Origin of the sequence: Paenarthrobacter sp. PAE-2, from assembly GCF_026013155.1 — a bacterium.
Lineage (GTDB): Bacteria > Actinomycetota > Actinomycetes > Actinomycetales > Micrococcaceae > Arthrobacter > Arthrobacter ureafaciens.
Genome location: NZ_JAPDNV010000098.1, coordinates 1 through 929 on the forward strand (window position 1 = coordinate 1; position 929 = coordinate 929).

Consider the following 929-nt stretch of genomic DNA (forward strand, 5'->3'; position numbering starts at 1 on the left):
GGGGGTGTCAGATGGTTTGTGTAGGAGTTCCGGTCCCTGGTTGATTGGAGAAAACTGTGACCATGACTGGTTCTAGTGAAGAGCTCAGCGCGGAGCTTGCCGCGAAGGTCGCTGCTGCCGGGGGGATGGAGCAGCTGCGCGAGTCCGGTGCCTTTGATGAGCTAATGGAACAAATCGATTCGGCTGAACTGCAGATTGATGGCAAGAACGGTTTCCTGAACCAGATGATCAAGGCCGTTCTGGAGCGTGGACTGAAGTCCGAACTTTCCGGTCATCTCGGCTATGAAAAGGGAGATCCCGCGGCACGTTTGCTGCCCAACTCACGCAATGGGTTCTACCCGAAAACGCTGGCCAGTCAGGCCGGCGATGTTGACTTGGCCATCCCGCGGGACCGGAATGGTTCGTTCGTTCCGCGGCTCGTGCCCAAGGGTGCCCGACGCACGGGTGGCTTGGACGAAATGATTATCAGTCTTTATGCCGGTGGCATGACGGTCAGAGACATCCAGCATCATCTGGAATCAACGATTGGAACCGAGCTTTCGCACGAAACGATCTCCAAGATCACCGATGACGTTCTGGATGAGGTGATGATCTGGCAACGCCGGCCGCTGGATCCGATGTACCCGATTCTCTATTTGGATGCGATCGTGGTCAAAGTCCGCGACGGGGCGCAAGTACGGAACAAAGCTGCGCACATTGCCGTGGGCGTCGATATGGACGGCATCAAGCACGTACTGGGTATCTGGGTCGAGGCCACCGAAGGGGCCAAGTTCTGGGCCGGGGTCTGCGCGGAACTTGCCAACCGAGGAGTCCGGGACGTACTCATTGTCTGCTGTGACGGCTTGACGGGCTTTCCCGAAGCCATCGCCGCGACGTGGCCCCTGGCCACGGTCCAGACCTGTGTAGTCCATCTGATCAGGGCGTCGATG

The 929-nt window shown here is 58.3% G+C and carries 1 protein-coding gene; it reads left to right on the forward strand.

The genetic code is table 11. The features are described from left to right. Window positions 1–125: 125 nt before the first annotated feature. Window positions 126–929: IS256 family transposase (locus OCL88_RS21055; protein ID WP_264963839.1), on the forward strand; the 804-nt coding region annotated here is incomplete at its 3' end.